Raw genomic sequence first — 14,634 nt, 5'->3', positions numbered from 1 at the left:
CGCTAATCGCTTGAATTATCTTGCGTATATATATCGTATAAGCTCATCTAGAGCTCACCCTCTTCGCCAAATGGCATTAAGTATGCGAGCTACCGAACCCAATAGCTCGCGACATTTACAACACAAAAAATTATTTGAGCTATTTCGAAAACTTATCTCTCATCACCCACTGGCTCAAACAGACTAATACTAGCGACATGATCAACAATACAGTCGCCAATGCGTTAACCTCTGGGGAAACGCCCACTTTTACCATCGAGTAGATTTTTAGCGGTAAAATTTCATAGCTAGGGCCTGTAACGAAGGAGGAGACCACAACGTCATCCATCGATAAGGTAAAGCTTAATAGCCAGCCTGCCACGACCGCAGGAAACGCTAACGGCAGGATAATTTTACGTAAAATAGTAAACTCACCCGCACCAAGGTCACGCGCTGCCTCTAGCATTTTCACATCAAAATCTTTCAGCCTCGCATAGACGGTAACCACCACGAAAGGTAGACAAAAAGTAATGTGTGAAAACAGTAGCGACCAAAAACCAAGCGAAACCCCTAAAAGCATAAACAATACCAGTAGAGAAATGGCCATAACGATATCCGGCGACATCATCACAACAAATAACATACCACCGACAAAGGGTTTCCCTCTAAAACGATAACGAAACAGTGCAACTGCCGTTAACGTACCGATAATTGTCGCAAACGTGGCAGAAATAATCGCCATCGTTAATGAATGTCCTGCCGCTTGCAACAAACTATCGTTGTTGATTAACAGCTCATACCATTTGGTTGAAAAACCTTGCCAACTGATCCCAAAACGCGATTCATTGAACGAGTTCACAATCAAAATGATAATTGGAATATAAAGATAAGCGTAGACGATGGCCATAAAGCCACCTCGTAACGTGCGACCGATCATTCTTCATATGCCTTTTTATTCAATAGCTTAGCAGCTCGGTAATACACATACAGCAACAGCCCCATCATCACCGTTAAGAAGATGCTGGTTGCCGCACCAAACGGCCAATCGCGAATATTTAGGAACTGGCTCTTAATAACGTTCCCTATCAAGAGGTTTTTCGCTCCCCCCATCAGATCCGCAACATAGAACAGCCCCATCGCTGGCAGTAAAACAAGTAAGCAGCCGGCGATAATCCCAGGCATAGTCAATGGAATAATTATCTTCACAAATGTCTGGAGTTTGTTAGCACCGAGATCTCTTGCGGCTTCTAAGTAAGACTTATCCAACTTTTCAATACTGGAATAAAGCGGCATGACCATAAAGGGTAATAAAATATAGATAAGCCCTAACACAACCGCTTCAGGTGTATACATCAGACGTATCGGCTTATCGATAAGCCCTATCCACAGCAAGAAATCATTCAAGTACCCTTTCGTACTCAAAAACACTTTTAGCCCATAAATGCGAATTAAAGAGTTAGTCCAGAAAGGCACTATCAACAAAAAGAGCATTAAAGGCTGTAGGCGTTTAGGTAATTTCGCCAAAATAAAGGCAAAAGGATAACCGATAACTAAGCAGAAGAAAGTGGCGATCAGCGCCATATTCAACGAGTGGAGCATCACCTCAGCATACATGGGATCAGACAAACGGATGTAGTTATCCCATGTAAAGATCATATCAACAAGATTGGTATCACTGCGTGTTAAAAAGCTCGTACCAATGATCATGATGTTAGGCAAAAATACAAAGAGTAATAGCCATGCCACCACGCCCGTGATAATGACATTTTGTAAGATCTTGTGTTTACGCCTGATCATCCAGTACCACCTCCCAGCTTTCAACCCAAGTTACAGCAACTTTTTGGTTTAAGGAGTGGTCTACATCTGGGTCATCTTCATTGAAGAATTCGCTGACCATGATGATTTTGCCATCTTCCATCTCTACCACAGAATCTAACGTCATTCCCTTATAGTTACGTTCACGCACATAACCGATTAAACCGGGATAGTTTTCTGCATCGTTCACCTCTTCTACGCGCAAATCTTCCGGGCGTAATAAAACATGAACCGATTGGCCTTCTTGGACAGGTAAAGTGGTAAAAATGTCACATTCATGCCCTTCAACATTGGCACGAATACGTTGTTCATCAATGCGATATAAGACTTTTGCATCAAAAATATTGATTTCACCAATAAATTGAGCCACAAAGAGGTTTTTAGGCTCTTCGTAAATTTCACGCGGCGAGCCATCTTGCTCAATTTTGCCTTCACGCATAACAATAATACGATCTGACATTGCAAGGGCTTCTTCTTGATCATGGGTAACGAAAATAAAGGTGATCCCCAATTTACGTTGCAGCGCTTTTAGCTCATTTTGCATCTGCTTACGTAGCTTATAATCAAGTGCGGATAAAGACTCATCCAGCAAAAGGACTTTTGGACGATTAACGACGGCACGGGCGATCGCAACGCGCTGTTGCTGCCCACCAGAGAGTTGATTTGGTCGACGTTGTGCAAAATCCTCCAACTGCACCATACGCAATGCTTGATCAACTCGCTTTTGGATCTCGTCAGCAGGGGTTTTCTGCATACGCAAACCAAAAGCAACGTTTTCAAAAACGGTCATATGCGGGAACAGAGCGTAGCTTTGGAATACCGTATTCACAAAACGCTGCTCAGCAGGGATATCTGTAATATCCTGACCATCAAGAATAATTTTGCCTTCATCAACATCTTCTAGGCCGGCAATTAAACGTAGAACCGTTGTTTTGCCACAGCCAGAAGGGCCTAAAATGGTCAAAAACTCACCATTTTGGATGGTTAAGTCAAGCTCGGATATAATTTGTTTGCCATCGAAAGCTTTATTAAGTGCTTTCAATTCGACGAGTGGTGTCAGAGAGGTTGTCTCAGTCATTTATGCTACACTCTATCCCTATGAATAATGCAGATAGAACCGCTACCGTTAAAGACTGTGTAAGCTTATCGGAGATTTACTCTTCATACTTCCCCAGCAAAGCCCAAAACCAGTAGCGCCATTTAAATTTCATTAAGTGGTGCATGATAAACACTGTTTGTGTAAATTGAAAGCCATTTTCAGTACTTTGTTTGCATTTCATTATGAAAACGCAATGAAAGAATTCCCTTTGTCATAAAAACAAGCCACTTAACCATAGTTACACTAAGCAATAAGCCATTGTAAAACAACATAAAGCCACACTTAAGTTAGCTTTTCATTGTTCATAACAGAAAGCAACAAAGTATTTGTTATAGTTCAATAAAATATAGGCTAGAACAATCGAAAACATCCAAACATTAAAAATAAAAATGATATCGATTTGGTCATATTCTCAATGCTATTTTTACAACTGAATGTCAAAAATAGATAGCCGATAATATTCATCACATATAACCAAAATAAACCGATGTTTATTATTCTGTGACCTTCGGCAAGTTTCTAACTTAAATCAAATGTAATATCGATAATATTAATCGAAATCATATTATTCACCACATCTCGTTGAATATAATCATCTTATCAAGATAGACACGCGATATTTATTATTTCTAATGTGTGCTTATTTTGGTCTTTAACAATTTATATAACGCTGAGGGCCGCTTTAAAGTGCATCTATAAAAATAAATATGCCCTCACTGAATCTATTAACGATATTCCATTGAATTGATATGTGAGTGAACAACATGCCTAATAAAGAGTTTTTCTACCAACCCCTTTATCCTTTATCTGAGGATAAGACTGAATATTACCAATTAACGGATAAATATGTTTCTGTAGAATCCTTCGCAGGTAAGGATATATTAAAAATTGAGCCAGAGGCATTAACCGTGCTTGCCCAACAGGCTATTCATGATTCTCAATTTTTCCTAAGAACTGCACACCAAAAACAAGTTGCCGCCATCTTGTCTGATCCTGAAGCGAGTGAAAATGACAAATACGTGGCTTTACAACTCTTACGTAACGCTGAAATCTCAGCGAAAGGTATTTTGCCAAACTGCCAAGATACTGGCACAACGACGATTGTTGCTAAAAAAGGCCAACAGGTTTGGACTGACTGTAATGATGCCGAGCTATTATCTCGTGGTGTTTATCATGTTTTCCGCCAAGAAAACTTACGCTTTTCACAAAATGCCGCCTTAGATATGTATACAGAAGTCAATACAGGTACTAACTTACCTGCTCAAATTGATATTTTTGCTACCGAGGGGGATGAATACCATTTCTTGTTTGTTAATAAAGGCGCAGGATCAGCCAATAAATCGGCACTATTTCAAGAAACCAAAACGATTTTAGAACCAAACAAGCTAACAGCATTTCTTATCGAAAAAATGAAGGCATTAGGAACCACTGCTTGCCCTCCATACCATATCGCCTTTGTGATTGGTGGTACTTCAGCAGAAGCAACATTAAAAGCAGCCAAGCTTGCTTCAACGAAATATTATGACAATCTGCCTACATCCGGTAATGAACACGGCCAAGCATTTCGAGACATTGAATTAGAAAACACCCTACTTGAAGCAACTCGTCATTTTGGTTTTGGTGCACAATTTGGTGGTAAATATTTTGCGCATGATGTCAGAGTCATACGCTTACCTCGTCATGGAGGCTCCTGCCCAATTGGCTTGGCCATTTCATGTTCTTCCGATCGTAATATCAAAGCCAAAATCAATAAACAGGGTTTATGGATTGAAAAAATGGAGCAGAACCCAGCCCAATATATCCCTGAATCTTTACGCCAACATAATGAAGCTAAAGTGGTTCACATCGACCTCAATCAACCGATGAAAGCTATCTTAGCAGAGCTCAGTAAGCACCCTGTTTCAACCCGTGTTTCACTCAGCGGCCCACTCATTATTGCTCGTGACATTGCCCATATGAAACTGAAAGAGCGCTTAGATAAGGGTGAAGAACTACCACAATATTTTAAAGATCATATGGTTTATTACGCGGGTCCTGCTAAAAAACCAGAAAGTAAAGTTTCTGGCTCTTTAGGCCCCACAACGGCGAATCGCATGGATCCGTATGTCGATTTATTCCAATCCCACGGTGGTAGCATGCTCATGCTGGCAAAAGGTAATCGCACCCAAGTGGTTACTGATGCTTGCAAAAAATACGGAGGATTCTATTTAGGCAGTATTGGTGGTTCAGCAGCAATTTTAGCGCAAGAGTATGTAAAAAGTTTAAGTTGCCTTGAATACCCTGAATTGGGAATGGAAGCCGTCTGGAAAATGGAAGTTGAAGGATTGCCAGCCTTTATTTTAGTTGATGATAAAGGCAATAATTTCTTCGAACAGGTACAAGACCAAACATGTAAAAAGTGTATTAAATAATCAAAAAAATAACGGCGACCTACTCTATGGTCGCCGTTTTTGATGCGATAAATAAACAGGTATCGTCGCTAATAATAATTTATTCGTACAACTGTTGAGGCATTAAATTTCCCCGTATTTACTGTTGGCGCAACTTTTTTAATTGATGCTGTATAATTACGTGTTACTGAAGTGCTACCTGTCGCTAACGTACCGAAAAACTGGAAATAGTTGAACTTCATTCGATTATTTTTATCGTCAAAGAGCGTTAAGTTTGTACCATTTTTCAAGTCAATCGCATATTCTCCATTAAGCTGTTCAGTCGTTTCAAAATTAATATTCATTGAGAAATTATCTAAACAACCTCTTTTCACCGCTTGTACTTGAAATTGTTTTTTAAATTCTTTCCCTTGGTTAAGATCCGTTACCATTAATTGCCCAAAATCAATTTGTTGTGATTCTGGAAACACTTTAATATCGGCTCTGCATTTCAAAAAACGGATCCCACGTAATCCTGAAATTGAATATCTTAGGTTTTTAGCTCCAGGCGTAGTATTAATCCCCCCACTGCCATCAAATTGGAAAACCGTAAATTGGTTATCCCCATTATAATTCCCCGATGGTGGAACGACCCCCGTCACTTTAATATACAGGGTGAAAGTCACAGTGACCGTCACACTTTGGCCTTTACGAATAGGATTTGTGCCTAAATTGACACGCTGCTGATTTCTTTCTAACTGTTCCCCCTTGTAATTCGCCCCCAACAATAGCCCTGCACCAATCTTTTGGGAGGTCGGGTTAAAATACATATGAACAACGTCAACCGCGTTACCTAATACGTTATTGCAATAAACGGTCACCGTCATTGGGTCTGATTGCCAGATAATAGTATTTGCTGGTGTATCTGCTGGAATGGCTAATTGTCCAACAGGAACCGGAGGTTTAATAACATCACCTGTACCATATTCCACGCAATCTAATGCAAATGCTTTTGTGCTAAAAAATACCAATAACAATAAAAGCGATAATCCACTGTGCTTAATAAATCTGTGTATCATGAGTTATACACCTTATTAAAGATAGGCAATGCTCAACATAATTTGTGCTTTGATATTACCTATGGTTAAGTCTTTCCGAGGAAGGTAGCTTTCTAACATTGAGTAAAGTGTAATTTGCTGATTATCATCGAAATAAATAGAGTAATTGCGATATTCTCCATTAGGTACAATATTGCCATTTTTATCCATTAATCGGATGCCATATCCTTCTAATATCGTCTTGCCGCCAAATAAATCACGGTCTGAGCTTTTTGTTGGCTCAGAAATAAACATTAGCCGAACAACCGGTTTTCTATCATCACGATTAAAAGAGGGAAAAATGCAATCATCAAATTTTAACTTGATCTCTTGCTTAGGGCTTCTATCCCCTATTTCATTAAAGAAATTCAGAGAAATTGGTCCTAAATCAATATTTTGATCCAATGAAGAAAAACTGATCTTACAAGGCAATGAAATGACTTGCCCCGTAAAATTAAGATCGCCCTTCATCATGCTGCTATCGGCATAAACCCAGCTACTTAGCAGCAAAGAAATACAAAGGCTTATTGATATATAACAATTTCTCATTGCCAGCACCTATTTACTTTCGTTAGCCAACTGACAAACAGACGCAGCACATTGGTAAGTCAACATTTTCATACCACCATAATCATCCATATAACCTGTATATAATTGCTTAAATGGCGTTGTAGGAACTGTGACACTTTCCTTTGACATTGGAGCAATCATAACGCTTTCAAAATCAGGAAAATTATTGGTCGTGTTGCTACTTAAATACCCCAAAGTCACATAATATTTAGTTGGGTTTTCAATCAATAAACGGTTACCGGAATGAGTATATTTCAATTCTTTCGCCCAAACTTTATCGCTATTATTTTCAATTTGAGCTGGTCGATAGAACATTTTTAAGCGACTTTGAATTGCAATTTGCACCACGTTTTCTTTATTTGAAACTGGCGGGATCTCTCGGACATTCAGATAAAATAGCGATTCTCTGTCTTGGGGCAATTTATCTATTGCCTCCGTTTTAATAATTTTTATTTGGTTTTTCGTATTTGGCTCAACTCGCTGCATCGGAGGCAGCACCGTAAAAGGCTCTGCAATCTTATTTCCCTTATCATCTTCCATCCATGACTGAGCAAGATAAGGTAATGTTTTACTTTGGTTATTAATAACTAAACTGACTGATTTATCCTGACCGGGAAAAATGATCCGTGTGCGATCGATATTGATTGCGGAAAATGCGGTTTGCACACTGATAAACACGAATGAAAGGCAAACAGTGCCTTTATATAATTTATTCATAACAATTTCCTTTAAAGGCAGGGGATCAAAACTTTACTTTGTTCTTTTCCAGAAAAATTGGTAAAACTTAATTGGCATTGTTCATTTCCACCCGCCCACTTAACGGTATATTTCTCAGTAGGAGTAATCCCTGTTAAATACACAATCCCATTATCAGCAATAATGCCGACCTCTCTCCCTGAGTTGGCTTCTATAACACTGGTGCCTAATGGCGGATATTTCCCATTTCCCATACGAATAATGGCTAATATACGTTTTCCCTGATTGGCTCGAATGGTTTGATAACCTATCGCGCCCTCCGTCAAAGTCTTACCAATAATGTTGTCGTTGACATCAACATCATCAGGTAACGTATTCATATCGATATACACATCTGAATTAGAGAAACTATTTAAATTAGTCGCGACACCGATACCAAAGCGATTAGTCACCGACTGGCCATTATCAATAGAAATTCCTGCAACATCACCACTATCAATGACTACCCGAGGTTCATTACTAGTACCATTACGATGAAGCGCCGCACCATATTTCGTGGCCGTCATGGAGCCGTACCAACTTCCGCCGAAGGCTCGATAAGCATTCACATTCTCAGTCGCATTGAGATTTAATACACCATAAGCCGATGAGTACTGATAACTACCACTGATACTAGGCTCCATTCGGCCAAGTTGACGTTTATCGCCCCCAGCACGTAAGCTCCAATAGTTGTTGTTAATGTTTTCACTGTAATACGCGACTGATTGATTTAACTCTTTGCCATCATTCGCATATTGCAGGTCATAGCTGATAGAGGCGCCACTTTCTAGCGGAATAGAGAGTGATAAATACGCTTGGTTATCATCCGTTTCTTGGTACTTTATTTTATTTAATGACAATGTTGCTGACATATTTCTGATATTACCAAGGTTAAATATTTTGCTCAGACTCATGCCAAATGTCGTAGTTGATTCACTATTCCAAAATTGGTGGTGAGACGCATTAAGATATAAGGTGGCATCCAATAAACTGATATATTGGTTAAAGGATGCGGTATACACATTTTTATCTCGCCTAAAATCCAACATGCCGTTTGCAGCATCAATGTATTGCGGCATGGTTAAAAATGCTTTATCCGAGAACTTATAACCCGCAAAGGTGATCTGTGAGTTAGTGGATTCAAATCGTTTAGAATAATTTAAGCGGTAGCTATTTCCTGAATAAGTTCCCAAATTATTTAACTTCGCCTTAGCGCGTGTAATATCAAATGAAAGAGCGCCGAACTGGTTCATGTTTTGACCAATACCAACGTTAATGGCTTGATATTCGTTGTTATTAAGTGTGGCAATCACTCCCCCGAATAAGGATGTACGACTAAAAAGGCCATAAGAGGCTTCACCTGCAATAAACCGCGGTTTAGTACGTTGTGAACGGCCAAATGGGCTAGATTCCCCCACTGAAAGCTTATATAAAAATTGCCCCTGCCGTGTTAAAAAAGGCAATGATGCCGCGGTGACTTGATACTGTGTTTGGCTGCCATCTTCCTCTTGAATGGTGACATCTAACGTACCTTGTACCGCCTCGGTGATGTCCTGAATATTAAAAGGCCCTGGTGCAACACGAGCTTGTTTAATCACACGCCCATTTTGAGTAATAGTGACCATTGCATTCGTTTTGGCAATTCCTGAAATTTGTGGTGCATAACCACGCATCGAAGGGGGTAACATGCGAGTATCACTAAAAATCGACGCGCCAACAAAACGAAAACTGTCAAAGAGCTCCGTTCTTAAATATGACTCTCCTAATAAAATTTTTGCCCCTAATTCAGGGAAGGCTCTAAAGGCATAAAATTGCGTCCAATCAAATCGTTGGTTTGTTTTACCTTGTGAGCGATTATATTGATATTGATAGTCAGCACGGAAACGCCACGCACCTAAATTCACCCCCGTTGTTCCGTTGCTACTGGCGCTAAAGGTTTCATTGCTATTTTTTGGCGCAGAATAGTTAGTAAATAGATTGTAGTCTATTAATAAACCTGCAATTCCATTATCCCATTGCGATGGTGGCACCCAGTAAGGGTCATCATATTCCAACCAAGCTTGAGGGATTGAAAATAGAATATTTTGGTTTGCTTTATCGAAAACATAATTTATGTTCATTGATTTAGGCAATTCAATACACTGATTACGCTTATCCTGTAATATTTTATTCCTAATGCTCGTTTTTAAGGAAAAAAGCTCTATCATTTCAGGCGTAATACAGAGTGCTGAAGTGTCTTTATTAACTTCAATAAACTTAATGAAATATTGTCCAGATAACTTACGACCATTTAATGTAATGTCTGTAAGATATTCACCTGCAGGTACAAAATCTGGATTGGAAAATTGACTGAGATCGATGTTGTCTCTATCTTTTGCATCAATAATATTCATATTAAACTCTATTGCATTAGATACACTTGATACCGACAGTGTAAGAAAAATAGAGAATAATAATTTATTCATATTTGGTTGAAGCGACAAAAACATGATAATCCCAGTCAAATAGATAAACTAATCAAAACAAGGGGAAAAGCAACAGGCAAATAAATGCCTGTTACTGATATGTACTCAAAATAATTCACATTTTATCTAAATAACAAACGGAATAGCTTTTACCACTATCAAGAGTAATAAAACTCATTAAGCCATTACATTCTTAATAAATAATAAAATAACTTTAAGTATAATGTGAAAAATTATAGGTAATTTAAGGCGTAAGTTGCTTGAGAAATAATACTACCTGTTTCTACCTTATTACCATTTGCTTCAACGCGTGCGCTAAATGTTAATTTATTCGCACCATTCACCAGTGGCATTTCAACGCTGGTATCCCCAACTTTCATGACTGCACCGTCTGCGTTAATTAGGCGAACGCCAACACCTTTCGATGTTCCCGTGTTAGCCAATAAATCCTTTTTCGTGGTATCTGGAGTACCAGAGAATGTCACTTTCACTTTACTGACCGCAGGGAAAAGCACTTTGTCGTCTGCACCCGTCACCGCAGCCAGATCACAATTCTCTAATGCAATAGTGTACTGAACGCTTTGGCTAAATTTATTGCCCGTTTCTAATACTTTATTCGCGACTTGACCTAAATCGACATTAACTGTTCCATCGCCAGGTAAACTGCACGGTGCATTAATGACTTTACCTGTAAAGTTAATGACACCACTTCCTTGGTCAATAGCTGCATTTGCAACTCCAGTAGCACATGAAGCAACAATAGTTGTAGCTAATATGGTTTTAACAAATTTCATTTCATTTTCCTATTTAAGACAAAAGACTAACGTACATAAACTCCCTAACGATAAAAATCGTTAGGCAGAAATTTATTATTATGTTGTGGCTGAGGAAGGCTATGAAGTAGTAATATGAAGTTTATAGATAATGATTAACTACCATATGATTCACAAGGTTATTTTTAATTTCATTGTCATTTATTAATTCAACACGACCTTCTATTGAAAAGATTTCATCGTTAAAAAAACAGATCAAATCGGTTTCAAGTGCTTTAGCCAAACTAAGAAGATTATCTAATGTAATATTACATTCACCCCTTTCATAGCGTGAAACTTGCTGTTGACTGATACCAACTAATCCAGCAAGTTCAGCACCTGAAAGCCCTAATTCTTTTCTTCTTTTGCGAATTTCTTTACCAACGATCTGGTTTACATTTTTCATTTATTAAGACCCGACCTAATTTAAAATAGTCAATAATGACATGGATAAAGCAATAAAAGCTCATTTGTTTATTATTATTATTTTAATTTATCCCTACTTAAGAAATAGAGATAATCGTAAAGGTCTAATTTGGAGTGATTATAGAACGCATTGCTCGAAAGTAAAACTGTTTGTAACGATCGATACGATCAATCAAATTAGACAAAACCTATCAAAAACATCTATTAAAAAAAAGAATAATGCCTCAATAAACCTATTCATATTTTATTATGTTTTTATTATCCTCCCCAAATAATAAATCTATTTTAAACGGATGATATTTAACATTAATTCATTTTACCCCCCACCGTTGTAAACATAGAAAAGAATAGAATATTAATAACGAATTAAGAGTATTAACCAACTATACTCAATAATGCTTTTTTATTGTTGAAATATAAGAATAATTTATAAAATATATTCAAAAATTCAAATTTAATCATTCTTTTTAGATTCTAATTATTTTACCATCGCCAGTGGTTTATTTATTTTATCTTATGTGAACAAGTAAAAAATTTAGTAGCAAAATCATACTCGGTATAGGAGTATAAAATATGTTAAACATCCGCTTTATTGCTCTTATTTGCATTTTAACTTCCTTTAGTAGGGGTTAGGTGGTTTTCAATCGTTACATTTGATACAAAGTAAACTTATTAGTAGTTTTTACTAATACCCTCTCTTGTGAAAAAATATATAACCCCTTATAATCAACAACATATAATTTTTACTAAGTGTAACAAAGTAATATTGAATGTTTCTATTTGCTGTAATAGCTATATTTGGCTGACGTTAAATAGCACAAAAAGACTATTCGTTATCAACCATCAATAAGCCAAAAAACGTTAATCCTGAGTTTATTAGATAGTTTGACTTAAAACCTAAAAATTGATAGAGAGAATAGAGAGATATAAAACAATCTATTCTTAAGCTAGCACTAATGCTAACGTTCTTTGAAATATTTTTTTATCGATGCCTTTACAGATAAAGCAACAAAAAATCCAATAGCTTTGGCCGTCTTATAGAGTGAAATACTATGCTTCTAAATAAGATTGGAGTAAAAATTGGCTGATCATTTTTCACTATCATGGAAAATAAATCGCTATTTTGTGCGGAAGCCATTTAATAACCATTGGTTATCGAATAAGAGAATATCTCATTATACCTAGCTCAAATTATATGGTGTTATCTACTCATCGTAAGAGAGGAGATACCCTATGTCGACACCAATTCGAGTCGCCACCGTACAATTCCAACATAAAGCCTCTGATAAGGCTTATAACCTAAAACAGATCCATGCATTTATCGATCAGGCCGCATCTCAAGATGTGCAAATACTTGTGCTGCCAGAAATGTGCATTACAGGTTATTGGCACGTGCCTAAGCTGCCTAGCGAAGCTGTCTATCAGCTCAGTGAAACTTTACATGATAGCCCATCATTAACACCTATCCGCCAACGTGCAAAAGAGCTTAATATGATCATTGGCGTGGGGTTAATTGAAAAAGGCTTAGATGATAAATGCTATAATACTTGGGTTGCTTGTATGCCTGATGGCACGTATCACGCCCATCGGAAATTACATGCCTTTGAGCATCCAAGTATTCATTCAGGCGATAGCTACACTGTGTTTGATACGCCGTGGGGAGTGAAAGCAGGGATCTTAATATGTTGGGATAATAATTTAGTCGAGAACCCACGAGCAACCGCATTAATGGGAGCTGATATTATTTTAGCACCACACCAAACGGGGGGAACTCATTCCCGTAGCCCATACAGCATGAAGCCAATTCCTCTTCCTTTATGGGAGAACCGAGAAAAAGATCCTGAAGCATTACGAGAAGCCTTTCAAGGGGAGCATGGTCGTGGCTGGTTAATGCGTTGGTTACCTGCTCGCGCCCATGATAATGGCGTCTTTTACATTTTCAGTAATGGCGTTGGTTTAGATGACGATGAAGTCCGTACAGGTAATGCCATGATCATCGACCCATATGGTCGTATTATCAACGAAAGCGATGCTATTGATAATGATATGGTGATCGCCGAGCTAGACTTAAGCTTACTTCCAATGTCAACTGGTCGCCGCTGGATGTCAGGCCGTCGCCCTGAGTTATATAATATTTTGACAAAAACAATGGGTTATGAGCGTGATGCGCGAAGTGTGCGATTTGCTGATAAGCCTGTCGCAATTTCAAAATAACAGCAGCACATTTCCTTAAATGGATAATATACTTGTAGAGACGCCATTCAGGGTCTCTACAAGTTAACATGACTGATAAATTTACTGATGAGGCGTAATGGATACCCGATTATTACGTGCTTTTGTTGTTTTAGCTGACACGGCAAACTACCATACGGCTGCATCCCAATTGTGTATCACCCAACCCGCACTAACGAAGCAGATTAAACTGTTAGAGCAACAGCTCTCAATAACGTTATTTGAACGAGGTCGACATGGTGCACAACTGACTGAAAATGGTCGTAAGCTGCTCCCTTTTGCGCAACAAGTATTATCTCAAGCTGAGCTACTTTTTAACCGAGCAAGCGAATTGAGTACCCAATTCCCGAAATCTATTCATGTTGGATTTGGCATATCAACGTTCCAAGAAGCCTCTTTTTTCGTTGCGCGTTTGCGAGAACATTTAAAACAGACAACGATTTACTTTGATGATATGCCGTCAGATATCATGTCGCAAAAATTAGAAAATCACCAATTACAGGTTGCATTTTTACGCCGTCCTGAAATTGCATTTTCTACAGATTTTACAGTGCACCCGTTAAAACAAGAGACCTTGGCTCTCGCCATTTCGACATCACAACTCAGTGATGACCCCGTGAAACAGCTATTAATAAAGCACCCTTATTTATCGCTGCGTAAAGAAAGAGGTAGCGGACTATCACATCAAATCGAACGGTTCCTGAGCCAACAGGGGATCTCATTAGAGCCGGTACAAGAGGCTAGCGATATTCAAACCATCATCGCACTGGTTGCCGCTGGTGTGGGAGTCAGTTTAGTTCCTTATAGTTCAAGGCATATTAGCCGCCACGATGTGGCTTTTATCCCCATTGAAGACAGCCCATCGGCTATGTGGAATATTGATGTAGTTTGGTCATTAGCACTGCCTAAGCCTTGGCAAAATACCATTATGACACTACTTAAAGAAACTATGCTTCGTTTCAATCATAGCCCGAGTCTAAAATAATACTATTTAGTGATTGCTATGGTCATGTCAGGCTTCTTAATCGTAATTCC

General features: G+C 38.4%; 12 protein-coding genes. 3 read left to right on the top strand and 9 right to left on the bottom strand.

Features of this window, described 5'->3' with window-relative positions:
• Positions 1-139 precede the first annotated feature (139 nt).
• The 3 genes from potC to potA are packed head-to-tail and all read right to left on the bottom strand — an operon-like array spanning position 140 to position 2,872.
• Positions 140-916, bottom strand: coding sequence for a spermidine/putrescine ABC transporter permease PotC (gene potC / locus PSF11_RS15310; protein ID WP_004917333.1), 777 nt, complete (start codon positions 914-916; stop codon positions 140-142).
• Positions 913-1,776, bottom strand: coding sequence for a spermidine/putrescine ABC transporter permease PotB (gene potB, locus PSF11_RS15305; protein WP_004917336.1), 864 nt, complete (start codon positions 1,774-1,776; stop codon positions 913-915). The genes potC and potB overlap by 4 nt, the downstream gene beginning before the upstream one ends.
• Positions 1,763-2,872, bottom strand: a complete 1,110-nt coding sequence (potA, locus tag PSF11_RS15300; RefSeq protein ID WP_004917339.1) for a spermidine/putrescine ABC transporter ATP-binding protein PotA — start codon at positions 2,870-2,872, stop codon at positions 1,763-1,765. Before potA ends, potB begins: the two co-directional genes overlap by 14 nt.
• A gap of 785 nt (positions 2,873-3,657) precedes the next feature.
• Between potA and PSF11_RS15295 the strand changes: the two genes are divergently transcribed.
• Positions 3,658-5,304 carry a fumarate hydratase gene (locus PSF11_RS15295; RefSeq protein WP_004917343.1) on the top strand — a complete coding sequence of 549 codons (1,647 nt, stop codon included), beginning with the start codon at positions 3,658-3,660 and terminating at the stop codon, positions 5,302-5,304.
• Between the two features lie 68 nt (positions 5,305-5,372).
• Here the strand turns inward: PSF11_RS15295 and PSF11_RS15290 are convergent, their stop codons facing one another.
• The 6 genes from PSF11_RS15290 to PSF11_RS15265 all read right to left on the bottom strand — a co-directional run bounded on the left by PSF11_RS15290 (position 5,373) and on the right by PSF11_RS15265 (position 11,347).
• Entirely contained in the window at positions 5,373-6,341 is a 969-nt protein-coding gene (locus PSF11_RS15290; RefSeq protein WP_163837140.1) for a fimbrial protein, read from the bottom strand.
• Positions 6,342-6,356: 15 nt separating this feature from the next.
• Positions 6,357-6,908 carry a fimbrial protein gene (locus tag PSF11_RS15285; protein ID WP_014657408.1) on the bottom strand — a complete coding sequence of 184 codons (552 nt, stop codon included), beginning with the start codon at positions 6,906-6,908 and terminating at the stop codon, positions 6,357-6,359.
• Positions 6,909-6,917: 9 nt separating this feature from the next.
• The gene (locus PSF11_RS15280; RefSeq protein ID WP_040132485.1) at positions 6,918-7,646 is read right to left on the bottom strand and encodes a fimbrial biogenesis chaperone; all 729 of its coding nucleotides are present in this window, start codon (positions 7,644-7,646) and stop codon (positions 6,918-6,920) included.
• Positions 7,647-7,657: 11 nt separating this feature from the next.
• Positions 7,658-10,057, bottom strand: coding sequence for a fimbria/pilus outer membrane usher protein (locus PSF11_RS15275; RefSeq protein ID WP_231130402.1), 2,400 nt, complete (start codon positions 10,055-10,057; stop codon positions 7,658-7,660).
• A gap of 305 nt (positions 10,058-10,362) precedes the next feature.
• On the bottom strand, positions 10,363-10,923 hold the full coding sequence (locus tag PSF11_RS15270) for a fimbrial protein (protein ID WP_004917353.1): 561 nt from the start codon (positions 10,921-10,923) through the stop codon (positions 10,363-10,365).
• Between the two features lie 121 nt (positions 10,924-11,044).
• Positions 11,045-11,347: a helix-turn-helix domain-containing protein gene (locus PSF11_RS15265; protein WP_004917356.1), complete on the bottom strand. Its 303-nt coding sequence runs from the start codon at positions 11,345-11,347 to the stop codon at positions 11,045-11,047.
• Positions 11,348-12,600: 1,253 nt separating this feature from the next.
• On the opposite strand from PSF11_RS15265, the gene PSF11_RS15260 reads away from it, so the two are divergent.
• Both PSF11_RS15260 and PSF11_RS15255 read left to right on the top strand, forming a co-directional pair.
• The gene (locus tag PSF11_RS15260) at positions 12,601-13,581 is read left to right on the top strand and encodes a nitrilase family protein (protein WP_004917359.1); all 981 of its coding nucleotides are present in this window, start codon (positions 12,601-12,603) and stop codon (positions 13,579-13,581) included.
• A gap of 97 nt (positions 13,582-13,678) precedes the next feature.
• Positions 13,679-14,584, top strand: coding sequence for a LysR family transcriptional regulator (locus PSF11_RS15255; RefSeq protein ID WP_040132487.1), 906 nt, complete (start codon positions 13,679-13,681; stop codon positions 14,582-14,584).
• Positions 14,585-14,634 lie beyond the last annotated feature (50 nt).

The organism is Providencia sp. PROV119 (genome assembly GCF_028482435.1).
Classification (GTDB): Bacteria; Pseudomonadota; Gammaproteobacteria; order Enterobacterales; family Enterobacteriaceae; genus Providencia; species Providencia stuartii.
This window is presented reverse-complemented; position numbering and strand designations above follow the sequence as displayed.

What these genes read in the sequence shown, in the direction of transcription:
- potC (WP_004917333.1), bottom strand. Translation starts at nt 916, where the DNA reads ATGATCGGTCGCACGTTACGAGGTGGCTTTATGGCCATCGTCTACGCT.
- potB (WP_004917336.1), bottom strand. Translation starts at nt 1,776, where the DNA reads ATGATCAGGCGTAAACACAAGATCTTACAAAATGTCATTATCACGGGC.
- potA (WP_004917339.1), bottom strand. Translation starts at nt 2,872, where the DNA reads ATGACTGAGACAACCTCTCTGACACCACTCGTCGAATTGAAAGCACTT.
- PSF11_RS15295 (WP_004917343.1), top strand. Translation starts at nt 3,658, where the DNA reads ATGCCTAATAAAGAGTTTTTCTACCAACCCCTTTATCCTTTATCTGAG.
- PSF11_RS15290 (WP_163837140.1), bottom strand. Translation starts at nt 6,341, where the DNA reads ATGATACACAGATTTATTAAGCACAGTGGATTATCGCTTTTATTGTTA.
- PSF11_RS15285 (WP_014657408.1), bottom strand. Translation starts at nt 6,908, where the DNA reads ATGAGAAATTGTTATATATCAATAAGCCTTTGTATTTCTTTGCTGCTA.
- PSF11_RS15280 (WP_040132485.1), bottom strand. Translation starts at nt 7,646, where the DNA reads ATGAATAAATTATATAAAGGCACTGTTTGCCTTTCATTCGTGTTTATC.
- PSF11_RS15275 (WP_231130402.1), bottom strand. Translation starts at nt 10,057, where the DNA reads ATGAATATTATTGATGCAAAAGATAGAGACAACATCGATCTCAGTCAA.
- PSF11_RS15270 (WP_004917353.1), bottom strand. Translation starts at nt 10,923, where the DNA reads ATGAAATTTGTTAAAACCATATTAGCTACAACTATTGTTGCTTCATGT.
- PSF11_RS15265 (WP_004917356.1), bottom strand. Translation starts at nt 11,347, where the DNA reads ATGAAAAATGTAAACCAGATCGTTGGTAAAGAAATTCGCAAAAGAAGA.
- PSF11_RS15260 (WP_004917359.1), top strand. Translation starts at nt 12,601, where the DNA reads ATGTCGACACCAATTCGAGTCGCCACCGTACAATTCCAACATAAAGCC.
- PSF11_RS15255 (WP_040132487.1), top strand. Translation starts at nt 13,679, where the DNA reads ATGGATACCCGATTATTACGTGCTTTTGTTGTTTTAGCTGACACGGCA.